The sequence below is a fragment of the Pseudomonas sp. ICMP 3272 genome (genome assembly GCF_001466905.1).
Taxonomy (GTDB): Bacteria; Pseudomonadota; Gammaproteobacteria; order Pseudomonadales; family Pseudomonadaceae; genus Aquipseudomonas; species Aquipseudomonas amygdali.
On the sequence record NZ_LKEK01000054.1, the window covers coordinates 1 to 22,884 of the forward strand.

Below are 22,884 nucleotides of genomic sequence, written 5' to 3' on the forward strand. Positions count from 1 at the left end.
TTGGTGTCCAACTTCTTGGGGGCAGTTCACTGGAGCGTGAGGAACGAGAGGCGTGCGGGGAGAACACTATCGTCATGCCGTTCTGGACGCTCTGCGTCCTCTCTTGAGTGAATCTCGCTCTGCACTGACTTGCAGTGCCCTGAATACCCGCTATTTTTAATCTGACCGGGCTCTGCGCGATGCGATCGGACGGAAGGCGCTCGTACAGGTATCAAGTTCGTCTGCACCGCGCAGATAACCATTGAGTCGTGTACAACGCTGCACTGTTCAGGGATCGAACCCATGATGTCGAATCATTCCAGCAGTACTCCTGCGCAAAACCGTCCACGTTTCGTCTGGTTTTCTCTGATTCCCGTCATACCTGCCGCTGCCTGGATCCTCACGCAATCCGGGACGAGTACGACCAATCTGGTTGCTTGCGCGGCTCTGCTCGCTACCGGTCTAGGTGCCTGTGCACTGGCTGCCCGCACCCAACAGAACGACGTGCATCGGGCTGTTGCTCAAGCGCTGGACCATCACCAGGCACATAACGCTCAAACCAGCGCCATGGCCTCCCATGCCCAGCTCAATGAAGTCTTTCTCGGTGCCATGCCGATCTGGGCCAAACAGGTCGAAAGCTCGCGCCAGCAAACCGAAACCGCCATTGTCGAGCTGAGCAGCCGCTTCATGGGAATTTCCGAACGCTTGCAGGAAACCGTACAGGCCTCGCAGCACGCTGCCGGTGAGCTGGACGGTCAGAATGCTGATGGCGCTCTGAAAGTCCTGTCCCAGAGTGACAGCGAGCTGAGCCAGGTGATTGACTCCCTTAAAGCCACCCAGGCCAGCCGCGACCAGACGCTCTCCCAGGTTCGCAGCCTGACCGCCTATACAGGCGAGTTGCGCACCATGGCCGCGGACGTCGCAGCGATTGCTGCGCAGACCAACCTGCTGGCCCTTAACGCCGCGATTGAAGCGGCGCGCGCAGGTGAAGCCGGCCGTGGCTTTGCCGTGGTCGCCGACGCGGTGCGCAGCCTGTCGAGCAAGTCCAGCGAAACCGGTCAGCAGATGTCGGCCAAGGTCGACATCATCAATAACGCCATCACGCAACTGGTGCAGGCCGCCTCCAGCGGTGCTGATCAGGACAGCCATTCGGTGGCCGCTTCCGAGCAAAGCATCCAGAACGTCCTGGAGCGTTTCCAGAGCATTACCGGTCGCCTGGCCGAATCCGCCGACCTGCTCAAGCAGGAGAGCTTCGGTATTCGCGACGAAATGACCGAAGTCCTTGTAAACCTGCAGTTTCAGGACCGGGTCAGCCAGATTCTCGCTCACGTACGCGACAACATCGACTCTTTGCACGCGCATCTGTTGCAGGCCAGCCAGTCTCCCGATGAGGCCGTCGCCATCGACGCCCGGCAATGGCTGGCGCGCATGGAGTCCACCTATGCGACCGACGAACAACGCCGCACTCACCGCGGCGAATCGGCGGCACAGCAGAGTTCGCAGGAAATTACGTTTTTCTAGGAGTAGATCATGGCTAAGAGTGTATTGGTGGTCGACGATTCAAGCAGTGTCCGGCAGGTTGTCGGCATCGCGCTGAAAAGTGCCGGATACGACGTTATCGAGGCCTGCGATGGCAAAGATGCACTGGGCAAGCTGACCGGGCAGAAAGTGCACCTGATCATCAGCGACGTGAACATGCCGAACATGGATGGCATCACGTTCGTCAAGGAAGTGAAGAAGCTGGCCAGTTACAAGTTCACGCCAATCATCATGCTGACCACCGAATCTCAGGAATCGAAAAAGGCAGAAGGTCAGGCGGCAGGCGCCAAGGCCTGGGTCGTCAAACCGTTCCAGCCAGCGCAAATGCTCGCAGCGGTTTCCAAGCTGATCCTGCCCTGAGATCAAGGGCCATGGAGGCCAGCATGCCAACCCCAGACGACAATCAGGCTGACGCCACCCGCGTGCAGATCGACGGCGAGCTGACGATCTACACCGTGACCGAACTCGCCGCACGTTTGCTGCCGCAGATCACTGGTGCGGCGCGAGTGGAAGTCGACTTGTCGCAAGTTACCGAGATGGACGGTGCCGGCCTGCAATTGCTGGCAGTCATCCAGCGCGAAGCCGGCAAGACCGGGACCTCGCTGCACATGACCGGGCAAAGCAAGGCAGTCACCGAAACCTTCGAGTTATGTAATCCCGGTGTCGTGCTGTAGCGCGTCCATTTGCATTATTGCCGAGTGATCGATCAAGGAAGTCATCGTGAGTATTAATCTCGATCAGGCACAGCAGACGTTCATCGTTGAAGCGCGTGAGCTTTTGCAGGCCATGGAGGAATCTCTCCTGCAACTCGAAAGCGAACCGGGCGATCAGGACGCGATTGGCGCAGTGTTCCGCGCAGCGCACACCATCAAGGGTTCGGCCGGGCTATTCGGGCTGACGCCTATCGTCAGCTTCACCCACATCGTTGAAGACGTGCTCGACCGCCTGCGTGAAGGCAGCGTGTCGGTGGACGCCGGGCTGATCGCAGTGCTGCTCAAGTCCGGCGATCACATGCTTGAGTTGATCGACGTAGTGGCCAGTCGTGGCCAGACATTGCAGCCACCAGCACTGGAACGCGAAGCGGCGCTGCGTCAGGCGTTACAGGTCTATCAGACGCCGGGCAATGCCCAGCCTGCTGACGAGGCGCAAGCGCCGAGTGTGATCGATGAACAGGCTGCCGAAGTGCTATGGCATATCTCGCTGCGTTTTGGCGTGGATGTGTTTCGCAACGGCATGGACCCGCTGTCGTTCCTGCGTTACCTCAATACGCTGGGGCAAATGGTTCAGGTCACCACCGTCACCGACAGCATCCCGGCGTTGGAAGCGTGGGACCCGGAATCCTGCCACCTGGGCTTCGAGATCGATTTTCGCTCGTCTGCCGGGCATGCCGCGATCAACGAAGTGTTCGACTTCGTGCGGGAAGACTGCGCCGTAGAAATCACCTTGATGAGCGAGACAGCAGACCACGTCGAGCCCACTGGCACAGACCTGGTCTCGCAGACCGGACAAAGTCCTGCGGTTGCCAGCGGCGAACTGCTGGGTGACCAGCGCGCCGTGCCGCGTGCGCCTGCTGCGGCAACAGCTGTAGAGCGCCCTTCTTCGGCCAGCGAGCAGAAAAACAAGGACGGTCGTTATGTGCGCGTCAATGCCGACAAGCTTGATGAGCTGATCAATCTGGTCGGCGAACTGGTCATCGCTAGCGCCGGGGCCAGCCTGCTGGCCCGTTCGTGCGACAACGACCCGCTTCAGGAAGCCAGCTCGACCGTGTCGGGGCTGGTCGAGCAAATTCTGGATGGCGCGCTGCACCTGCGCATGATCCCCATCGGCGACACCTTCAATCGTTTTCGCCGCGTAGTACGTGATGTCAGTCAGGAACTGGGCAAGGACATCGACCTGATTATCAACGGTGCGGAAACCGAACTGGACAAAACCGTTGTCGAGAAGATCGGCGACCCGCTCATGCACCTACTGCGCAATTCCATGGACCACGGCATCGAAAGCGCCGAAGCACGTCGCGCGGCAGGCAAGCCGGCAAAAGGTCATTTGAGCCTTAATGCGTACCACGACTCCGGCAGCATCGTCATTGAAATTGCCGACGACGGGGCGGGGCTCAACCGCGAGCGGATCCTCGACAAGGCCCAGCAGCGCGGGCTGGTGGCAGCTGGCGCAAGCCTCACCGATCAGGATATCTACAACCTGATCTTCGAGCCCGGTTTTTCCACCGCCGAGGCCGTCACCAACCTGTCAGGGCGTGGTGTCGGCATGGATGTGGTGAAACGCAATATCACCTTGCTGCGCGGCACTGTGGACCTGGACAGCCAGCCCGGTCAGGGCACCATCGTGCGCATTCGCCTGCCGCTGACGCTGGCGATCATCAATGGTTTTCTGGTCGGTATCGATCAGTCGACTTACGTGATCCCGCTGGACATGGTTCAGGAATGCATCGAGCTGGACGAACAGAATCGTCACCTGACCCGCGACAGCGGCTACCTCGACCTGCGTGGAGAAGTGTTGCCGCTGGTCTACCTGCGTGATCACTTCAACCATGAAGGCCCCGCTGCACGACGCCAGAACGTGGTGGTGGTGCGCTACGCCGAACACAAGGCCGGGTTGGTGGTAGATGACCTGCTCGGCGAGTTCCAGACCGTTATCAAACCGCTGGGCAAGCTGTTCGGCGCACTGCGCGGCATCAGCGGCTCGACGATTCTGGGCAGCGGCGCGGTGGCGTTGATTCTCGACATACCCGCCCTGCTCAACCAGATCGTACAAATGGAGGCCCGCTCGACCCAGGCGCCTCAATCCCTGTTGCCCACTTCTCGCTGACGAATTCGCAATTCCCAAGGAGTTACTTCAATGAAATGGTTCTACGATCTGAAGATTTCCACCAAGCTGATTACCTCGTTTCTGGTGGTTCTGGCGTTGACCGCGGCCATGGGAGTCTTTGCCATCATCCAGCTCGGCCAGGTCAACCAGGCCGCTCAGGACATCAAGGAAAACTGGATGCCGTCCATGCGCGCGGCTTCGGGCATGCGCTTCTTCGCCGCCAACTATCGCTTGAAGGAAAACCGCCACATTGCAGCCGACACCGCCCAGGAAAAGGCGCAGATGGAGCTTGAAGCAGCGGACTCTCGCAAACAGTTCGAAACCCGCCTCGCCACCTATGACAAGCTGGTGGTCAGTGACGAAGATCGCCAACTGTTCAATGGCGTTACCTCGACATGGGCTGCGTACCTCAAGAGCAGCAACGAGTTGTTCGACATGTCCCGTCAGGGCCTCGAAGCCCAGGCACGAGCGCTGCTGAAGGGCGAGTCCAAAACGCATTTCGACGAAGTGACCAGTCAGTTGCAAAAAATGGTCGAGCTCAACGACGCCGGGGCGACTGCTGCTGGTGACAAAGGCACCACGCTGTACGAAAACGCACGCATCTCGATCGTCGTCGTGCTGGTTGCAGCCTTGTTGATCGGTCTCGGCCTGGCGCTGTTCATCGCCCGGATCATCTCCCGCCCGCTGAAAGAGGCTGCAACGGCCGCCGAGCAGTTGGCAGAGGGCAACCTCAACGCCCACATCGGCCACGGTTCCAAGGACGAGACCGGCATGGTGCTCAACGCCATGCGCAACATGGTCGGCAAGCTGTCGCACATCATCGGCGAAGTGCGTAATGCCGCCGACAACCTGGCCAGTGCCTCGGAAGAAGTCAGCGCCACCGCTCAGTCGATGAGCCAGGCCACCAGCGAGCAGGCCGCCAGCGTCGAAGAGACCAGCGCGTCGGTCGAGCAGATGAGCGCCAGCATCAACCAGAACACCGAGAACGCCAAAGTCACCGATGGCATGGCCAGCAAGGCTGCCAAGGAAGCGACTGACGGCGGCGAATCGGTGCAGCAGACCGTCGTGGCGATGAAGAAAATCGCCCAACGCATCAGCATCATCGACGACATCGCTTACCAGACCAATTTGCTCGCCCTCAACGCGGCCATCGAAGCAGCCCGTGCGGGCGAACATGGCAAGGGCTTCGCGGTAGTGGCCGCCGAGGTGCGCAAGCTGGCTGAACGCAGCCAGGTCGCGGCTCAGGAGATTGGCGAGCTGTCGTCAAGCAGTGTGGAAATGGCCGAAAAGGCTGGCAAGCTGCTGGACGAAATGGTGCCGTCGATCAACAAGACGTCAGACCTTGTGCAGGAAATCAGCGCGGCGTCAGAGGAACAGGCTGCCGGTGTTGCGCAGATCAACACCGCCATGACACAGCTCAATCAGGTCACTCAGCAAAACGCATCAAGCAGCGAAGAACTGGCCGCCACCGCTGAAGAGATGAGCAGTCAGGCCGAACAGCTGCAACAGGCCATGAGCTTCTTCACCCTCGATGCATCGCCAAGGGCCGTCGCGCAAGGCAGCCCTGTCGACGGCCGCAGCAGCCCGAACCGCCAGCCCCCGCGCCCACCGCAACAGGCTCCGCGCAAGGCGTTTGCGCAAAGCATGGCGGGCGCCCCGGACGAATCGGAATTCACTCGTTTCTGATGACTGGCTGCTGATTGCCGGCCTCGATAGCGATTCACAGGGAGAACGACATGGGCTCATTGGTCACGACTCGACAGACCGCCACGGCGGTCGAGGAAGAGGCGCAGTACCTGACTTTCATGCTCGGTGGCGAGATGTTCGCCATCGGCATTCTGGGCATCAAGGAAATCATCGAATACGGCAGCCTGACGGTGGTGCCGATGATGCCCGCCTTCGTGCGCGGGGTGATCAACCTGCGCGGTGCTGTAGTGCCCGTGGTTGATCTGTCGGCGCGCTTCGGGCGACAGAACTCGGACATCACCCGGCGCTCGTGCGTCATCATCATCGAGGCCAGCAGCGAGGACGGCCAGCCGCAGGACATCGGCCTGCTGGTCGATAACGTCTCGGCGGTGCTGGAAATACCGGCCTCGCAGATCGAACCGCCACCGAACTTCGGTGCGCGCATTCGTGCCGACTTTATCAGCGGCATGGCCAAGGTCGACGGCAAGTTCGTCATTGTCCTTGAGGTCGATCGGGTGTTGTCTATCGATGAAATGTCCAGCCTCGCCGAAGCAAGTCAGTCGCTGCCTTCCGACGCCGACGCGACGTGAGGCCTGCACATGCCTGATACAGCGTCGCTCACCGATCGCGAATTCGGCCAGTTCCAGGCCTGGTTGTACAGCGCTGCGGGCATCAAACTGACGCTGGCCAAGAAAGCGCTGGTCGCCGGCCGTCTGTTCAAGCGTCTCAAGCATTACGAGCTGGACAACTATGGCGAGTATTTCAAGCTGATCATGAACGATCAGCGCAACGGCGAGCTGCAAGTGGCGCTGGACCTGCTGACCACCAACGAAACGTACTTCTTTCGCGAACCCAAGCATTTTGATTTTCTGCGCCAGCAGGTGCTGCCCAAGGTCACGCACGGCAAAATGTTCCGCATCTGGAGCGCTGCCAGTTCGTCTGGCGAAGAGCCCTACAGCCTGGCCATGACCCTGGCCGAACAACTGGGCACCACGCCCTGGGAAGTGATCGGCTCGGACATCAGCACCCGCGTGCTGAGCAAGGCGCGCAGCGGTCACTACCCCATGGAACGCACCGAGACGTTACCGCAACCTTTGCTGTTCAAATACTGTCTGAAAGGCATAGGTCGCCAGGAAGGAACCTTCCTGATCGACAAGTCGTTGCGCAGCCGGGTCAGTTTCGTGCAGGTCAATCTCAATGACACCCTGCCGGATCTGGGCGAGTTCGACGTAATCTTCCTGCGCAATGTGATGATTTATTTCGATCAGGAAACCAAAAGCAAAGTGGTGGCGCGGTTGATCCCGCGTCTCAAGCCAGGAGGCTATTTCATCATCAGCCACTCAGAAAGCCTGAACGGTGTAAATGACATGTTGAAAATGGTCTCCCCTTCGATTTACCGCAAACCATGAACACGCCTGTCGGTGTAGCCGAAATAGTGCTGGGGCCTGGCGAAGTGGTCTTTCAGACCCGGCCGACTCGCCTGCGCACGTTGCTGGGTTCATGCGTGGCGATTACCTTCTGGCACCCGTGGCGGCGTATTGGCGGCATGTGCCACTTCATGTTGCCCGGGCGCATACGCAGGCATCAGCCACTGGACGGCAGGTACGCTGACGAAGCGATGGAAATACTCATTCGCCATGCGCTGGCCAATGGCACCCTGCCGGAGGAATATCAGGTCAAACTGTTTGGCGGCGGTGAAATGTTTCCAGCTCATCGCCATGACCCGCACATGCAGAACGTCGCTGACAGCAACGTTCATGCGGCGCTTGCGCTGGCCGAACAGCACCGCTTGAAGCTGATGGCTCAGGATCTGGGCAGCACCGGCCATCGCAGCATCATCTTCGACCTGTGGGACGGAAACGTATGGGTCAGGCACCAACCAATGGAAGCAATGGAAAAAGATGCCAAACAAAAAAATCAGCGTACTGCTGGTCGATGATTCGGCCGTCGTTCGCCAGGTACTGGTGGCCATTCTCAACGACACCCCCGATATCCATGTCATGGCCGCGGCGTCGGACCCGATCTTCGCCATGGCCAAGCTGGCTCAGGAATGGCCGGACGTCATCGTGCTGGACGTGGAAATGCCCCGCATGGACGGCATCACCTTTCTCAAGAAGATCATGAGCGAACGGCCGACGCCGGTAGTGATCTGCTCGTCGCTGACCCAGAAAGGCGCAGAAACTTCGTTGCAAGCGCTGTCTGCCGGAGCGGTGGAAATCATCACCAAACCTACCACCGGCCTGAAGAACTTCCTCATTGATTCAGCCGCCGAGCTGGTCGCGGCAGTCCGCGCAGCGGCGAACTCCAACGTCAAAAACCTCGGCAAGCGCACGGCTCCGCCCGTTCTGGCCCCGGCAAGCAAACTCACCGCAGACGCCATTTTGCCCGCAGCCAGCGGTCACGCCATGGCGCAGACCACCGAGCGCATTGTGGCCATCGGCACCTCGACCGGCGGCACTCAGGCACTGGAAGCGGTGCTGACTGCCCTGCCCAGAGTCTGTCCGGGCATGGTCATCGTCCAGCACATGCCGGAAAAATTCACTGCCTCGTTCGCCGAACGCCTCAACGGCTTGTCGCAGATCGAGGTACGCGAAGCCAGAAACAACGACCGCATCCTGCCCGGCCTGGCCCTGATTGCGCCCGGCGGCAAACACATGATGGTCACTCGCAGCGGTGCCTATTACCACGTTCAGGTCATCGACGGCCCACTGGTCAACCGCCACCGCCCTTCAGTGGACGTACTGTTTCGTTCGGTGGCCAAATTCGCCGGCAAGAATGCTACGGGCATCATCATGACCGGCATGGGCGACGACGGCGCACGCGGTTTAAAGGAGATGCTTGATGCCGGAAGCTCGACAGTGGCTCAGGATGAAGCCAGTTGCGTCGTATTCGGCATGCCCAAGGAAGCCATCAAACTGAATGCTGCGCAGAGGATCATGCCGCTGCAGGAAATTCATCAGGCGATATTGCACCGATGAGATTGGAGGAGCGCCCTGGCTTGGGAACATACCAAGGTCAGGTTCGCCCGCATCATCGTGAAGACAGGCCCAAGAGAGCCGAGCATGGCCCACAAGGTGGATGAGTATTGTGAGGCCAGCAAACTTCAACAGTGCGTCGAGCTGTATGACGGTTTGATCGAAGACTGGGCAAATATTCAATCCACCGCTGCAGCACAACATACTAACGCATCACAATAATAGCCTTTTAATATTAAGCCACTGTCTTAGCACACCTGTACTATTTCTTTAGCCTGCGCACTGGTTAAGTATTGTAACGGCCACTAACACTTATCAGGCAATGACTGAAATGCCTGTAATTCGCTAATGGCTTACTGACCAGAAACTTTGAAATAACACGACAAAAAGGTGATTTCAAATGAATAAGGAATTAATGATGCGCGAACTCGACAATGAAGAACTGGCACAGATCGGTGGCGGTATGACAGTAACAGAAGGCTTGACAGCCATTGGTGTAGTAGCCGCTGCTGTGGCGGTGGCTCCGGTGACTGCGGTCGGTGCTGGTGTCATATTGGCCGGCGTGGCAGGTGCCAGCGCGATTGACGCCTTTCAGACCTACCAGATGGCGCAGTAACACGCCTTGCCATTTCGGGTGGGCAGTGCAGGCGCCTACCGGGAAAACAGGAGAACATTATGATGCCCGATCGTCATAAGCTCTTTGGGAAAACCGTCAATTCGTCGAGACTGTTCTGGCTGGCAGCGCTCGCGTTTCTTATTGCCGCCAGTATTGATTTTCAATGGCATTACATTGGCCTTGCCGTCATGTTTACAGCGCTGGCCGCCACCGCTCGGCGTCGGCAGGAAACCTGACAAGCCCAGACTCATGATGAATGACTTGATCATTTAACCTCTTGCAACGGTTGGTCCGGCTGCAAAACTCACAGACCGCCAGCGCCTGGATACAACCGATTGCACAAGAGGATCAAGCCGCCCGACCGCCCACTTGGTTTATAGTATTTTTCAATAACGACCACGAGGTTTGACATGATTATCCGCAATCAGAAAACCACTGGAACAACCGTCGACAGTTATTCAGTTCATGCTCATGAACTGACCGACGCCGAGATGTACAGCGTCTCGGGTGGAGCCGATTTCACTATCATGCCGGTGCCTGGCATTGGTGTGATCAAACCGGATCCGATCTGCGTGTATCCATTCCCTGACGTGCCCCCGCCGTCGGATATTCGCGGGCCATTCATTACTGCCTGATGCCCCGTTATTCCCTGGCCCGTGTGCACGCAGGTCAGGGAGTACTCATCCGCCGCTCGCGAATCGAGAGCAGGTTCAGACGCAGTTCCGAAGGCCGCAACGGCTTGGACAACACTGACACTTCCGCGCCCTGCATTGACTCAAGCACGACTTCCACTTCCCTCCCGGTAACAATCAGCGCAGGCACATCCCAGCCACGGGCAGCTCGTATCCTCTCGATGCAGTCCAGACCATTGGCCACTGTGCCCAGATCGTAATCGGCGACGATAATGTCGCAATGAGTGGTGAGCCCCTCCGCCGATCGGGCGGTCTGCACTTCGCATCCCCACCTTTCAAGCAGCGCTGCGGTGGCCATCAGAACGTTCTGGTCGTCCTCCACCAGACACACCCTGACCCCTTTGAGCAGGCTCTCGCCCAATGCCTTCTTGGGTACCACCCGAACAGGCGCGCTCACCTCTTCAAGCCCATGAATGGTGACCGTAGTCCCGCGGTCTATTCGCGAGGCAATCGCGATTTGCACATTGAGAATCTGGCTGAGCCTTTTGACGATTGACAACCCCAACCCGACGCCCTCCACGTCTTTGTCGCGCACATGGCGGATGCGGTAGAACTCGTCACAGACCCTGGGCAAATGTTCCGCAGCAATACCCCGGCCCCGGTCATACACGCTGATCGACAGACGCCCAGCATGGCTGCGCACACCGATCAGCACCGGGTGATCAGGGGCATATTTGAGCGCATTGGAAATGATGTTCTGCACCATCGTGGCGAGCAACGTGGCATCGACCCTGACCCAGCGTCGACAAGGTCGCACCCGAAGCTCTACACCGGCCCAGCGGGCAGCCGCAGTGTTCTGATGAGCGACTTCATTGAGCATGTCACCCAGATTGACCACATCCGACTTGGCTGAAACCTTGCCGCTGTCCAGCGTGTAAATATCCAGAATCGAGCGAAACAGCTGCGACACGTTGTGCAGGGAGCGATCGATATTATCGACCAGTTGACGCTCATAATCGCCCAGCGGGCTGGACCGCAGGCAAGCGGTAAACATGCCGATGGAGTGGATGGGCTGGCGCAGGTCATGGCTGGCCTGAGCCAGAAACCGCTCTTTCTCGCGATTGGCCACGGTCGCCTGCTCTGACGCCTCGCGAGCTCTCACCAACAGAATGTGCGCATAGCCAGGCACCAGAATAGTGACGGCGACGAGCATCAGGACCATAAATGGCTGCGCCTGCCAGTACGGCGTCAATTGATAGATGACCAGTATCGCCAACAAGGCCAGGGACGCCGCAATTGCAAGATATCGCGAACCAAAGCGCATGCCGTTGCCTAGAGTGACCCAGACCATCACGCTGAAAACCGGCAGTGTTGCCTCCCCGCCAACGATCAGTCCGACGGAAATGGCAGTGTAGTCATGCACCATCCCGAATACACGGCGCAACGCAAATACACCTGGATAGCTGATGATGTGCTGGCGCAAGATCAGAGAAACCACCAGAAAGCCCGCATAATAGAAAATGATGGGCTGATAGGTGGCAACCTTGAGCCCCGGCAGCAGGCCAATCAACGATACATAGCTGATCGCGAACGTCGCCACGATCAACCGCAAGGTAGCCTGATCCAGTTCAGCGTTTTTCTTTCGGTCTTTCATGGACGCACCTCTTTGTGCAGGGAGCGCAGTACATTCTTGCGTCCATGCAGTCGATCACCCGGGGCCTGTGACGGCATCAGTCGCCGATGTTCAGGCTGCCAAGGTCAGATGCCAATTGCAGCTTGGCGTTATGCCAGTTGACCAGAGACTCCACGCGTTTCTGGGTCGCCGCGCTCAGATCGTTTTGCGAGCGCAGAAGCTCAAGAATACTGCCAACGCCTGCTTTGTAACGACCCTGGGCAATTTCGTAAGACTTGCTGGCACTCTCGACAAAAAGACGACTGATTGCCAGCGCCCTTGTTCTGGACTCCAGGGTCTGTCGACTCTTCCAGACACTGAGCGCAATACTGTTTTCAACCTCGTGCAGGGCCTGTTCGCGGGCGGCGCTTTCGTAACTGGCGGCCCGCGCTCTGCGCCGATTGAGAAAGCCATCGAAAATCGGCACGGTGATTTGCACACCGATAGTCCAGGTGTTCACCTCCTGACGGGTTGAAACCTGCTCGATAGGCGTGTCCTGACGGCTGTAATTGCTGAACAGCGACACCGTCGGCAGCCCCTGAGCTTTTGCCGCATCGGCCTTGGCCTGGCTCGCCGCCCAGTCGGCGCGGGCCTTTTCGATAGCCGGATGGGACGCCCTGGCCTGCTCCATCAGGCTATTGACGTTGCCCAGAAACACTCCTTCATCGGCCCCGGGTTCATCCAGCTCAACCAGCTTGAGCGGTGCCGACGGCGACAACCCCAGCTGACTGGCCAACTCGCCTTGTACCGCCGCCAGATCGCCCTCCGCCATGACCCTGTTCAATTGTGCTTCGGCATAACTGGATTGAGCCTGGAGACGATCCGTCTGCTCGCCGGCACCCTCGCGATACTTTGCGTCAGCGGCTTTCAGACTGTTGGCCGCCAGACGCTCGGCGCTGATTCTGGCGTTTAACAACGCCATGTTCGCCTGTACTTGATAGAAAACCCGGGCGGTGGCAAGCATCGACTTCTGCACCTCTTCGATCCGGCTGCTACTGGCGACATTCAATAACTGCCGGGCGCTTTCTACTTTGGCGGCGCGCAGGCCAAAGTCGAACAATACCCAGCTCAGGTTGAGGCCGTAGACGCTGGTGTTGGAGTTCAACCTGGAGTCGGCTTCGGGAAAACCCGGGTAGCGCGTGGTCTTGCCAGCCCGCCCCTTTTGAAACTGCCCCTGCACGGTCGGATAGTAAGCCGAATGCTCGGCATCCAGGTCAGCCTGCCGTGCCAGCTCGGTCAGCCACACCTCACGCAATTTCGGATCGGCACACAGCGCGACAGACACGGCCGTTGCCAGACTCAATGCGTCTGGCAAACGACTGGAGCCGGGGCATGCGTCCACACGGGCACCGGCCATGCACAACGACGTCATTAACAGGCCGAACGCGCTCAATAGACACTGCCAGCCAGCGCAACGAATCATGCCCCACCGCCTCACGCTGAAGGAGCCTCATTCAGCACCGGGCCATCGTAGGCAACCCGGCCTTGCGCAAGCGCCACGACCCGATCCGCCGTGCGGATGGTTTCCGGGCGGTGGGCAACGATGATGCGGGTGATGTTCAGCGTCTGCAGCGCCTGATTGACTGCGGCTTCCCTGTTGATGTCCAGGTGGCTGGTCGCTTCATCGAGAAACAGGAGTTGCGGGCGCTTGTAGAGGGCGCGGGCCAGTAGCACCCTTTGCTTCTGCCCACCGGACAGTACCGTGCCCATGTCGCCCACCAGCGTGTTATAGCCCATCGGCATCTGCGCAATATCATCGTGGACTGCAGCGAGATGCGCGCATTGCTCGATCCATTTCTGATCAGCACCGGTCTCGAAAAAGCTGATGTTGTCGCCGATGGAACCGGCGAACAGCACATCGTCCTGAAGCACCGTACCGGTGATACGGCGCAGCCTGCCGATGTTTTCCGGCCCGACCGGCAAGCCATCCAGCAGAACACTGCCTGCGCAGGGCGCCAGAATGCCCAGCATGACATTGAGCAAGGTACTTTTACCGCCCCCCGAGGGACCGACGATGGCTACCGATTCGCCTGCGCGGACATGAATTGACACGTCGTCCAGCACATACGGCTCGTGCTCGGAATAGCGAAAGCGCAATTGACGCACTTCAAGGCTGGGCACCCTGTCGTTGCACGCGTCATCAAACGCATCCGGACCGGCAATCGGCTCGGCATCGTGCAGCACGATGTCGGCGAGCCGCTCACCGTGCAGGCGCAACATGATCACGTCGACAATCTTGTCGATCAGACCGGCCACCCGACCGTTGAACTGCTCCTTGTACGAGTTGAACGCAATCAGCATACCGGCGCTGAATTGCCCTTCCAGAACCAGTCTGGCCCCCATCCAGATAACAATGATCGTGACCAGCCCGAACAGCACGCCGTTGAAGGCGCGATAGGCCAGTTGCAGTTTCTGCGGGTGCAGACCGGCATTGATTTCCTCGACCAGTAAAGCGCTCCAGGCACTGCAACGCTGCTCATGCCGATTGAACAGCTTGATGGTGCGCACGCCGCGCGCGCTTTCCAGAAAGTGCGATTGCTGGCGAGCAGCATGGACCAGCTGGTTTTCGCTGGCACGCCGCAACGGCCCGAACCAGATCCAGCGCGCCAGGCCGTAGATAATCATCGCGACCACTGCAACAAGCGCCAGCTTCGGGCTATAGGCAATCATCAGCCCCAGCGTGACGACCGTCATAAGCCCATCCAGCAGGGCCTCAATGAACGATGTGGTCACGGTCTGCTGGATGGCCTTCAGAGAACCGAAGCGCGAGACGATATCGCCCAGATGACGACGCTCGAAAAATGCTACCGGCAGGCGCAGCAGATGGGTAAAGACATTGATCTGCCACTGTGACCCGAGCATCGTGCCCAGGTACATCAGCGCCCATGCTCGGGCCAGCGCAACGGTGTGCTGAATGATCAGCAATAGGCCAAAGCCGATCGCCAGCACCGTCAGCAGGTCCAGGTCTGCACTGACCAGCACCTTGTCGATAACGGTCTGCATGAAAAACGGACTGAGGATGGTGCACAGCTCCAGCGCCAGGGCCAGAAGCAGCACCTGTGTCAGCACCCGGCCAAAGCCCTGTACTCGCCCCAGCAGTTTGCGCAGCGGGATCGGCGGCTGTGCAGCGGCGGGCTGAAAATCACTTTCCGGCCACAACTCCAGTGCCACGCCGGTAAATGCTGCCGACACCTCGTCAAGCGTCAGCTTGCACAGGCCACGCCCCGGATCATGCACCACCACACCGCGTGCGTTGACCTCCTTGAGCACTACGAAATGGTTGAAGTTCCAGTGCAGCACGCAGGGCAACTGCAACTGACCGAGCGCATTCAGCTCGACCCGCAACGCACGGCTGCCCAACCCGAGCCGCGCCGCCATGTGGGTCAGTTGCTTGAGGTTGACCCCTTTCATTGAGGGCGAGAGGCGTTGCCGCAACGACAAGAGGTCACTGTGCTGGCCGTGATAACTGGCGATCATGGCCATGCACGCCAGGCCACATTCAGTGGCTTCGGCCTGGAGCACCACCGGCAGCTTTCTCCCGACACCAAAAGCGAAGGTATTTCTCAGGTTCAAAGCCGCTTTCCTATTCCGCGCAAGGGCTCCAGCATCCACTCATAGAGCGGCAGCCTTTCCTGCATGATGTCGGCGTCCAGTTGCATGCCGGAACGCAAGCGCTCATGCATGCCCTGGCCATCGATGGTTTGAGACGCCAGGGCAACCGTGACCCGGTAGAAAGGCCCCTGTTCACGCATCGGCTCGGAAACGTTGCCCAGGGTCATGACTTCATCGGCCGGCAACGCGGTACGCGAGATCGATGACACCCTGCCCGGTTGCAGTCCAAAGCGTTGATAGGGATAGGCCTGATAACGCAACATCACCGTGTCACCAGCGCGCACGAACCCCACAGAGCGGCTGGGCAGATACAGTTCAGCGTGGAGTTTTGCGTCGGCAGGAACAATGCTCAGTAACGGTCGCGTACTGTCGACTCGTGATCCATTGGAGACCGCGATCGCCGTGGCCTCACCCAGCGTCGGTGCGGTGATGAAAATCTCTCGTTTGGTTTCACTTTCGATCAAGCGGTCCTGATTCTCGGCCAGCCTGCGTCGCAGATCGGCAAGCTGCTTGCTCTGGTTGAACGGCAGCTCGACCAGTTCCGCCCGCAGCCTGGTGCTTTCGGCACGAACCGTCAGCAGCGAGCGATTAAGCTCTTCGCCCCGCAAGCGCATGTCCAGAACTGCATCCTGCTTTTCCTGAAGCTGGTCACGGGACACGTAGTCCTGGCGTTGCAGGTTGGCGTAGCGCTCGGCAAGGCCCTTGGTCAAAGCCAGCCGCTGACGCGTCAGGTCGATCTGCGCGAGTATTTTCTGCTGCTCGGTTTCAAGCGCCGCGACCTGACGTTTCTTGCCCTCCAGCTCCTGAAGATGCAGAGCGAGCGTCTCGTCGATTTCCTGAGCGAGGCTTTCCTGACGACGTTTGATCGACAGGCTGATCGCCCGTTGCGCGCCACCCGCCTCACCGCTTTGTGTGTCGCTGGACAAGGCCATCAGCACGGCGCCGTCTGCAACGTGTTGCCCCTCGACGATGTCGAGCCGGGTGATCACGCCAGCTTGTGGTGAGTAGATCCTGATCAGGCCGGTTTCAGGCAGCAGTACGCCGCTTGCGGCTGTACGTTTGGTGTAGGTGGCGAAGGTCAGGAACAGGCCCATGCTGATGCAAAACAGCAACGCCACCGCAGCGGCCAGCCTCATCGACAATGGACTGACCAGCAAAACCGTCCCCAACGTACTGCGCTTTTGCGCATCAAGCGCCTCAGGTCGAAAGAGCATGAATGACCATCGCTTCAATCATCAGAAATGCTCCATAAAACAGACACCGCAAACGGACCACGCATTACAGTCCTGACGACAATTAACCTCAATAGCACACATGAACTAATAGCCAAAAGACACACTAGCAAGTAGCTCATTTGTGCTATTGAGGTGTTTGTAAGCGGTGACTTTAATGGTGTTGTCTTCCGTCGTTCAACGGTACGGAAGCCCTGATTTATCAATAACCCTTTTAGAGGAAACAACGCCATGACTCAAGCAGTGAACCCACAACAGGTACATGATGCGCTTCCTGCCGGACCAGCACTTCGAGTGCTGAACGAGACCGAGTTGAGCCAGGTCGGCGGTGGTATTGAATTCAGTGCATTTGGTTACACCTTCGCAGGCGGAGAGTCGTTTGCACCAGGTTTCAACTATGCATCCATCACCAACTCGCGGGGTATTCCGGTTTATTACACAACCTGGCAGAACTGACAGCGTTATCAATGCGCGGCTTACAGAACCCGGACATTGTCCGGGTTTTATGCTGACGGCTTCTATTTCTGAAGTGTGAATTCGGCTTTGTCAAAAGACAGCCAGCAAGCATCATTGTCGGTCCACTTTGATTCACTGGTGCCCAACACACCTTTCACAAGAACCCTGTCGCCCTTCTTGAAGCTGCTTATTTTTTTCTTGTTGACCAACAGGTCATCACGGGTCAAGCCCTGGCCCGTGCATTTGGGATTGGACGGATCGCTGAAGATGACCGCAATCTGATTCTGACCGACCGCCGTCCCGGTTTTAGTAATGCGCTGTACGACGCCAGGAATGATCAGTGTTTGAGCGTCCCATTTTTCTTTCGCGGTAACCTCATTGGTCTGCCAATCGCGCCATATTTCTGTCAAGGTTGTTTCTCTGGCTTCGGCCAGCCCTCTGAAATCCCCGCTCAGTACATCACCCGTTTGATCAAGAACGCCATTGGTCATTGACATGGCCTGATCAAGCCCCGCACACCCAGACAATGCCAGAATCAACGGAAACAAGGCTACACTTTTCATTCACACACTCCACTGACTGGCACACCAGGTACCTAACGCTGCCACTCATTATTTAAATAATTAACGTCGAATAACTTCGCACGCAACCGTAGTCACGGCGCAACAGAACATCAATAGTACAGATGCACTAAGTCATCACTGGCCAACTGATTAAACCGGACATTACTGTGTGCCACTAGTACATACGCGTACGTGCCACTAGTACATGCGTGCTATTTCCATTAAACCTTCGCCTCTCAATACTCCCGCTGTTGGCACCCCGCCGAACGGAAACGCCTAAGCCCTCAGGGCTGGCAGCCACCCCTTGTGGTCTTTATGGAGTATCTGGAGTCGCTATGAACCCCTTATTCAAACTATCCCCACTTGCTTTTGCGGTTACTCTTGCACTGCTTCCAGATGCTCAGGCAGCGGATTACGTTCTTACCAATGGTCAGGAGACCTTTAACAGCGACCGCGTCATTGATGGCTCGATCGAGGTGCGGTCAACTGACGGCAACTCTTCCAGCCTCACCATCAATAGCGGCGCAACCGTGACCAGCGAAGGCGGCAACATTGTTGGTCAAGCAAGCAGTACCGGCGTCAACCCGGCCCAGGCCAGCGTCATAGTCGAAGGGGCCGGTTCGCGCTGGGTAGTACCGCGTACCTCATTTGTACTGGGTAACACGATCGTTGTCGGTGGGGTCGGTCAAGGCGACCTGAACGTGCGCAACGGGGGTCAGGTGTCGGTGCGGGATCTGGATCTGGGTGATGTCAACGGCGCTCGCTCCAACGCTTTTTCAAACGCGCAGTTGCTGGTGAGTGGCCAGAACTCCCTGGTCGACGCGGTCAATATCGAAGCCGGCGGGGTGTTTGTCTACAGGTCGAGCATAACCGCCAATGATGGCGGCAAGATCAACAGCCAGCAGGTAGACATCGACTCCGTCGTCAATCTTTCCGGCGCCGGAACCCGCTGGGACAACAGTGGCGCGTTCAGAAACAGAAACAACCTTACTCTCGATAACGGCGCAGTACTGACCACCGACTCGCTCTTACTGGGTTCGGCCATCATCGGCCGCAGCAATCAGGTGAGTATTTCCGGACAAGGCACCCGCCTGGCAGCGCAAAGCATGACGCTCGGCACCAGTGACTCTCGCACTTACCTGACGCTGTCCGACGGTGCCGAGCTGAGTTCTACCAACGGTATTCTCATCAGCACCATCAGCAGCATCAACAATCCGACACGCGGCACGCTTGCTGTGGGCGGTCCGGTCGTGACCGACCCCAACCGTACCGATATCGATTCGACGACTGCCGGAACAGCTCAGGCGGCCGGCCGACTGGACCCGCAAACCGCCATTAATTTCGGCACCGGCAACGGGGGGCATTTGGCGTTCAACCATACCGATACTGATCTGCAGGTTGCCAACACGCTGAACGGAACGGGCCGAGTGTATGCGTTCAACGGCAATACCACCTTGAGCGGCGACCTTACCGGGCTGGCCGGCAGCGTCGTTGTGCGCGGCGGGCGACTGGTGCTGTCGGGGAACGTCGACCAGGTCAATCAGCGCGGCAATACAGCCACGACCCAAAGCCTTTCGCGGTTTAACGTAGGCAACGGCACCCTGGTGGTCAACGGTATTGCCGGGCGCACCGAATTCGGGACTTATACCAACAGCGCCCAGGTACTGGACGGAGGTGTTCTGGCCGGCGTCGGTCAGGTGGGTACTACGCAGGTAGCTTCCGGCGGTACCCTGTCGCCCGGCGAAAGCGCCATAGGTGCGCTGACCATACAAGGCGACCTCGACATGGCCGCTGGCTCACGTTACGCCGCGGACATCGCAGGCGACGGTAGAGCAGACAAGATCAACGTCAGCGGCACAGCCACCCTGCGCGGTACGCAGGTCAACGTGACTGCGCTGGATCCTGCGCAAAGCTATCAGAGCGGCAGAACTTACACCTTGCTCTCTGCTCAGGGCGGTGTGGTCGACGGTGCCGCCGCAGGGACCGCCTATGCCCAGGCGCTGACCAACTCGGCGTTCCTGAATGTCGGACTGCAGCGTACCGCCAATGATCTGAACCTCACCATCGAGCAAAAAAGCGTAGAGCCGACACCTACGCCAACCCCGACTCCAACTCCAACTCCTGAGCCGACACCAACACCAGAGCCTACACCTACGCCCACTCCAGAACCCGCACCAACACCAGGCATCTTTCAGACGGTCATGCTGACTCAAAACCAGTTCAATACCGCTGGCGCGCTGAGCGTACTCGAGCAAAGCGGTGAGCCCCTGCGCCTCTACAACAACCTGCTGGTTCTGGATGCCGAAAGCGCTCGCAACGCAGCCGATCAACTGTCTGGCGACTACCTTGGCAGTACTTCAACAGCCCTGATCGCCAATAGCCAAGTGGTGTCCGGAGTGTTGGGCACCCGCATGCGTAATCTGCTGGATACGGGAACATTGCGCATGCCTGCCATGGCACTCAATCTGATGCCAAGCACACCGACCACGCAAAACGGTGCCTGGGTGCAGCCATTCGGCAACTGGACCAAGACAAGCGGCAATAACGGTGCCGGTGGTCTGCACCAAAGCACTGGCGGCCTGCTGTTCGGGGCAGATGGTAGCTTCACACCGGATTGGCGCGGTGGCGTCTACGCTGGCTACAGCCGTTCGAAGTTCGACGCCGATGACAGCGATGCTGACGGTCACAGCGACAACTATCATCTGGGCCTCTACACCGGTGGCCAGATCGATGCCCTGCGGCTCAGTGCTGACGTCGGTTACACCTGGCACAAGCTGGAAAGTGAGCGGAATGTGGCGTTTGCCGGATTCAGTGATCACTTGACCGGCAAACGCAACGCCCAGTCGCTGCAGGCAAGCGGTGAAGCGGCCTACCGCATACCGGTCGGCAGCATGGCTCTGGAGCCTTTCGCCGGTCTTTCCTACGTGCGCTACGACGCCAAAGACCTGCACGAAAAAGGCGGGCCAGCCGCACTGGACGTGTCCAGCGATAAACAGGACACCTTCTTCTCGACACTGGGTCTGCGCGCGTCGTCGAGCATCAATGTGGCGAACGTCAATACGCAGGTTTACGGCTCAGTAGGATGGCGACGCGCCTACGGTGACCTGGACCCGCGCAACGTCCAGTCTTTCGCCGGCGGTCCAGTCTTCGAAGTGCAGGGCGTCGCTCAAACTCGCAACACCGCCTTGACTGAAGTGGGCGCGAAACTGCGCTTGAACAGGCAGACGGATCTGGACCTGTCCTACCAGGGGCAGTTCGGTACCGACACGCGCTTCCATTCGGTCAATGCAGGCGTGACCGTTCGCTTCTGACCGTAGTTGTAGCGCTCGGCGTTATACACAAGTCTGCTCTCGATTCTGGCCTAAGGCCGTGGGAGCAAGCTTGATCGCCAAGGGTCCAGTACAGCACCGAAAACGGGGCGTCTGGACCCTTTTTTTCTTGAGCAGGCTCATCACGGACTTCAGGGTCGAAATCACTCTCGAATGAAGATAGATCGCACTTCTCGTTCAGCTGCCTGAAGAACCTCGAACGCAGCGTAGCGCCTGCGATGCTGGTCTGCGAGCGCTCCCTCTACCGGTGTAAACACGCGGTCCAGGCTCGCCATGCGTTCCATGACATCGAGCAGACGGAGACCCGCTTCAGCAGCGACGGCACCCAGCATGGCCGCCCCTCGCAATACCGGTTCCTCGGTGTCACTAACCGCCACCGGTACACCGGTGGCATCGGCAAGCAACTGCCGGACGAAATCGCTCTGGGCTGCACCGCCACTGGCAACGATCAGCTCGATAGGGATACCGTCACGCGCCAAGGCTTCGAGCAGTTGCCGCAGACCGTAGGCGATGCCGCAGAGGCCAGCGACGTATAAGCCGGGAAGTCCCTCCATCTCCCGATCCAGGGTCAGCCCAGCGAGCACCGCACGGGCATCGGGATCAGCGAACGGCGAACGGTTACCGAGGAATTCGGGCACCACGTGCAGACCGTCGGCCAGGCCCAGCGCCGCGCTGCCGAGGGGCGCCACCTGGGCTTCGAGCCAGGCAAGCAGCGTCTGGCCCTGTCGCTCGGCCGTCTCGCGTGCTTCTCCCACTGCCGGATGCAGAGAGACCAGGTGATCGATGGCCGACCCCGCCGCCGACTGCCCGCCCTCGGTGAGCCAGAGCCCCGGCAGCATAGCCGAGTAATACGGGCCCCAGACGCCATCGACGTAGGCCGGCACCGGACTGGATGCCATGGAGCAGGCCGAGGTGCCGAAGATATAGGCCAGACGCTGCGTGACCGCCGTCTGCCCATCGGGGGAGGCACCGCCGAGGGAGCCGACCCCGCCAGCATGGGCGTCTATCAGCGCCGCGCCCACCGCCGTGCCCGGCAGCAGGCCGAACTCGGCCGCCGCGGTCGGGCAGAGACCCTGGCCCAAGGGCGTACCGGGTTCGACGATGCGCGTGCCAAGCCGTACGAAACCTTCTTCTGCCAGTTCGCCAAGCCCTATGGTCTCGAAATAGGAGGCGTCCCAGCGTTGCTCGTGGGCCAGATAGGTCCACTTGCAGGTGACGGTGCAGGCCGACCTCGCCAGGTCGCCGGTGGCACGCCAGGTGAGATAGTCTGCCAGGTCGAAGAAATGCCCGGCGCGGTCGAAAGCCTGTGGCCGATGACGTTTGAGCCAGAGCAGCTTGGGCGTTTCCATCTCCGGCGACATGCGCCCCCCTACGTAGCGCAGTACCGGATGGCCAGTCGCGGTGATCTCGATCGCCTCCGCCGTGGCGCGATGATCCATCCAGACCATGACGTTGCGCTGGTCGTCGCCTGAGTCGCCGACGCCGACCGGATCGCCCGCGGCCGTTACCACCACCAGCGAGCAGGTGGCATCGAAGCCGATGCCAGCGATGGCCTCGGCCCCGACGCCAGCCTTGTCCAGCGCGCCGCGGACGCTGCTGACAATGGCCTGCCAGATCTGCTCAGCCGACTGCTCGACCCGCTGTCCGCCGCCATGCCAGATTTCAAGCGGAGCCTTGGCCGCGGCCAGCAGCCGCCCGCTGGCGTCGAACACGCCTGCCCGCGCGCTGCCAGTTCCCACATCGACACCTATGAAATGTCGGCTCATGGCA

General features: G+C 59.2%; 20 protein-coding genes and 1 pseudogene. 15 read left to right on the forward strand and 6 right to left on the reverse strand.

Annotated features, from left to right (window positions below; genetic code table 11):
• The first annotated feature begins 666 nt into the window (after positions 1 to 666).
• The 13 genes and pseudogenes from AO068_RS14585 to AO068_RS14635 all read left to right on the forward strand — a co-directional run bounded on the left by AO068_RS14585 (position 667) and on the right by AO068_RS14635 (position 10,253).
• Complete coding sequence (locus AO068_RS14585; protein WP_371321922.1) at positions 667 to 1,500, forward strand: methyl-accepting chemotaxis protein; 834 nt, start codon at positions 667 to 669, stop codon at positions 1,498 to 1,500.
• A gap of 9 nt (positions 1,501 to 1,509) precedes the next feature.
• Complete coding sequence (locus AO068_RS14590) at positions 1,510 to 1,878, forward strand: response regulator (protein WP_002553206.1); 369 nt, start codon at positions 1,510 to 1,512, stop codon at positions 1,876 to 1,878.
• A gap of 23 nt (positions 1,879 to 1,901) precedes the next feature.
• The gene (locus AO068_RS14595; RefSeq protein WP_004658672.1) at positions 1,902 to 2,192 is read left to right on the forward strand and encodes an STAS domain-containing protein; all 291 of its coding nucleotides are present in this window, start codon (positions 1,902 to 1,904) and stop codon (positions 2,190 to 2,192) included.
• A gap of 46 nt (positions 2,193 to 2,238) precedes the next feature.
• On the forward strand, positions 2,239 to 4,341 hold the full coding sequence (locus AO068_RS14600) for a chemotaxis protein CheA (RefSeq protein ID WP_058408720.1): 2,103 nt from the start codon (positions 2,239 to 2,241) through the stop codon (positions 4,339 to 4,341).
• A 30-nt stretch (positions 4,342 to 4,371) separates the two neighbouring features.
• On the forward strand, positions 4,372 to 6,027 hold the full coding sequence (locus tag AO068_RS14605; protein ID WP_058408721.1) for a methyl-accepting chemotaxis protein: 1,656 nt from the start codon (positions 4,372 to 4,374) through the stop codon (positions 6,025 to 6,027).
• Between the two features lie 50 nt (positions 6,028 to 6,077).
• Positions 6,078 to 6,617, forward strand: coding sequence for a chemotaxis protein CheW (locus AO068_RS14610; protein ID WP_002553202.1), 540 nt, complete (start codon positions 6,078 to 6,080; stop codon positions 6,615 to 6,617).
• 9 nt (positions 6,618 to 6,626) lie between these two features.
• On the forward strand, positions 6,627 to 7,436 hold the full coding sequence (locus tag AO068_RS14615; protein ID WP_058400336.1) for a CheR family methyltransferase: 810 nt from the start codon (positions 6,627 to 6,629) through the stop codon (positions 7,434 to 7,436).
• Positions 7,433 to 7,966, forward strand: coding sequence for a chemoreceptor glutamine deamidase CheD (gene cheD, locus AO068_RS14620; protein ID WP_003371235.1), 534 nt, complete (start codon positions 7,433 to 7,435; stop codon positions 7,964 to 7,966). Before AO068_RS14615 ends, cheD begins: the two co-directional genes overlap by 4 nt.
• Positions 7,929 to 9,005: a protein-glutamate methylesterase/protein-glutamine glutaminase gene (locus AO068_RS14625; protein ID WP_058408722.1), complete on the forward strand. Its 1,077-nt coding sequence runs from the start codon at positions 7,929 to 7,931 to the stop codon at positions 9,003 to 9,005. The genes cheD and AO068_RS14625 overlap by 38 nt, the downstream gene beginning before the upstream one ends.
• A 66-nt stretch (positions 9,006 to 9,071) precedes the next feature.
• A pseudogene (locus AO068_RS28265) lies at positions 9,072 to 9,224 on the forward strand (M20 family metallopeptidase); the annotation flags it as partial.
• Positions 9,225 to 9,402: 178 nt separating this feature from the next.
• Positions 9,403 to 9,618 carry a hypothetical protein gene (locus tag AO068_RS14630; RefSeq protein WP_002553189.1) on the forward strand — a complete coding sequence of 72 codons (216 nt, stop codon included), beginning with the start codon at positions 9,403 to 9,405 and terminating at the stop codon, positions 9,616 to 9,618.
• A 59-nt stretch (positions 9,619 to 9,677) separates the two neighbouring features.
• Positions 9,678 to 9,854, forward strand: a complete 177-nt coding sequence (locus AO068_RS29025; RefSeq protein ID WP_004658681.1) for a hypothetical protein — start codon at positions 9,678 to 9,680, stop codon at positions 9,852 to 9,854.
• 174 nt (positions 9,855 to 10,028) lie between these two features.
• Positions 10,029 to 10,253, forward strand: a complete 225-nt coding sequence (locus AO068_RS14635; RefSeq protein WP_044323930.1) for a hypothetical protein — start codon at positions 10,029 to 10,031, stop codon at positions 10,251 to 10,253.
• 34 nt (positions 10,254 to 10,287) lie between these two features.
• On the opposite strand, the gene AO068_RS14640 is transcribed toward AO068_RS14635, so the two are convergent.
• From AO068_RS14640 to AO068_RS14655, 4 genes are all read right to left on the reverse strand, one after another.
• The gene (locus tag AO068_RS14640) at positions 10,288 to 11,904 is read right to left on the reverse strand and encodes an ATP-binding response regulator (RefSeq protein ID WP_058408723.1); all 1,617 of its coding nucleotides are present in this window, start codon (positions 11,902 to 11,904) and stop codon (positions 10,288 to 10,290) included.
• A gap of 76 nt (positions 11,905 to 11,980) precedes the next feature.
• Positions 11,981 to 13,345: a TolC family protein gene (locus AO068_RS14645; protein ID WP_058408724.1), complete on the reverse strand. Its 1,365-nt coding sequence runs from the start codon at positions 13,343 to 13,345 to the stop codon at positions 11,981 to 11,983.
• 11 nt (positions 13,346 to 13,356) lie between these two features.
• Positions 13,357 to 15,495: a peptidase domain-containing ABC transporter gene (locus AO068_RS14650; protein ID WP_054079039.1), complete on the reverse strand. Its 2,139-nt coding sequence runs from the start codon at positions 15,493 to 15,495 to the stop codon at positions 13,357 to 13,359.
• Complete coding sequence (locus tag AO068_RS14655) at positions 15,492 to 16,748, reverse strand: HlyD family secretion protein (RefSeq protein WP_058408725.1); 1,257 nt, start codon at positions 16,746 to 16,748, stop codon at positions 15,492 to 15,494. Before AO068_RS14655 ends, AO068_RS14650 begins: the two co-directional genes overlap by 4 nt.
• A gap of 249 nt (positions 16,749 to 16,997) precedes the next feature.
• Between AO068_RS14655 and AO068_RS14660 the strand changes: the two genes are divergently transcribed.
• Positions 16,998 to 17,222: a hypothetical protein gene (locus tag AO068_RS14660; RefSeq protein WP_058408726.1), complete on the forward strand. Its 225-nt coding sequence runs from the start codon at positions 16,998 to 17,000 to the stop codon at positions 17,220 to 17,222.
• 62 nt (positions 17,223 to 17,284) lie between these two features.
• Here AO068_RS14660 and AO068_RS14665 read toward each other — a convergent pair whose 3' ends face one another.
• A complete protein-coding gene (locus tag AO068_RS14665) occupies positions 17,285 to 17,785 on the reverse strand; it encodes a hypothetical protein (RefSeq protein WP_004663667.1) in 501 nt (166 codons plus the stop codon).
• Between the two features lie 335 nt (positions 17,786 to 18,120).
• Between AO068_RS14665 and AO068_RS14670 the strand changes: the two genes are divergently transcribed.
• The gene (locus AO068_RS14670; RefSeq protein WP_080394895.1) at positions 18,121 to 21,096 is read left to right on the forward strand and encodes an autotransporter domain-containing protein; all 2,976 of its coding nucleotides are present in this window, start codon (positions 18,121 to 18,123) and stop codon (positions 21,094 to 21,096) included.
• A gap of 161 nt (positions 21,097 to 21,257) precedes the next feature.
• On the opposite strand, the gene AO068_RS14675 is transcribed toward AO068_RS14670, so the two are convergent.
• Positions 21,258 to 22,880, reverse strand: coding sequence for an FGGY-family carbohydrate kinase (locus tag AO068_RS14675; RefSeq protein ID WP_058400327.1), 1,623 nt, complete (start codon positions 22,878 to 22,880; stop codon positions 21,258 to 21,260).
• Positions 22,881 to 22,884: the final 4 nt, after the last annotated feature.

Bases quoted from the DNA above. Each gene is read 5' to 3' on its own strand.
- AO068_RS14585 (WP_371321922.1), top strand. From the start codon at position 667: ATGGGAATTTCCGAACGCTTGCAGGAAACCGTACAGGCCTCGCAGCAC.
- AO068_RS14590 (WP_002553206.1), top strand. From the start codon at position 1,510: ATGGCTAAGAGTGTATTGGTGGTCGACGATTCAAGCAGTGTCCGGCAG.
- AO068_RS14595 (WP_004658672.1), top strand. From the start codon at position 1,902: ATGCCAACCCCAGACGACAATCAGGCTGACGCCACCCGCGTGCAGATC.
- AO068_RS14605 (WP_058408721.1), top strand. From the start codon at position 4,372: ATGAAATGGTTCTACGATCTGAAGATTTCCACCAAGCTGATTACCTCG.
- AO068_RS14610 (WP_002553202.1), top strand. From the start codon at position 6,078: ATGGGCTCATTGGTCACGACTCGACAGACCGCCACGGCGGTCGAGGAA.
- AO068_RS14615 (WP_058400336.1), top strand. From the start codon at position 6,627: ATGCCTGATACAGCGTCGCTCACCGATCGCGAATTCGGCCAGTTCCAG.
- cheD (WP_003371235.1), top strand. From the start codon at position 7,433: ATGAACACGCCTGTCGGTGTAGCCGAAATAGTGCTGGGGCCTGGCGAA.
- AO068_RS14625 (WP_058408722.1), top strand. From the start codon at position 7,929: ATGCCAAACAAAAAAATCAGCGTACTGCTGGTCGATGATTCGGCCGTC.
- AO068_RS14630 (WP_002553189.1), top strand. From the start codon at position 9,403: ATGAATAAGGAATTAATGATGCGCGAACTCGACAATGAAGAACTGGCA.
- AO068_RS29025 (WP_004658681.1), top strand. From the start codon at position 9,678: ATGATGCCCGATCGTCATAAGCTCTTTGGGAAAACCGTCAATTCGTCG.
- AO068_RS14635 (WP_044323930.1), top strand. From the start codon at position 10,029: ATGATTATCCGCAATCAGAAAACCACTGGAACAACCGTCGACAGTTAT.
- AO068_RS14640 (WP_058408723.1), bottom strand. From the start codon at position 11,904: ATGAAAGACCGAAAGAAAAACGCTGAACTGGATCAGGCTACCTTGCGG.
- AO068_RS14645 (WP_058408724.1), bottom strand. From the start codon at position 13,345: ATGATTCGTTGCGCTGGCTGGCAGTGTCTATTGAGCGCGTTCGGCCTG.
- AO068_RS14655 (WP_058408725.1), bottom strand. From the start codon at position 16,748: ATGCTCTTTCGACCTGAGGCGCTTGATGCGCAAAAGCGCAGTACGTTG.
- AO068_RS14660 (WP_058408726.1), top strand. From the start codon at position 16,998: ATGACTCAAGCAGTGAACCCACAACAGGTACATGATGCGCTTCCTGCC.
- AO068_RS14665 (WP_004663667.1), bottom strand. From the start codon at position 17,785: ATGAAAAGTGTAGCCTTGTTTCCGTTGATTCTGGCATTGTCTGGGTGT.
- AO068_RS14670 (WP_080394895.1), top strand. From the start codon at position 18,121: ATGAACCCCTTATTCAAACTATCCCCACTTGCTTTTGCGGTTACTCTT.
- AO068_RS14675 (WP_058400327.1), bottom strand. From the start codon at position 22,880: ATGAGCCGACATTTCATAGGTGTCGATGTGGGAACTGGCAGCGCGCGG.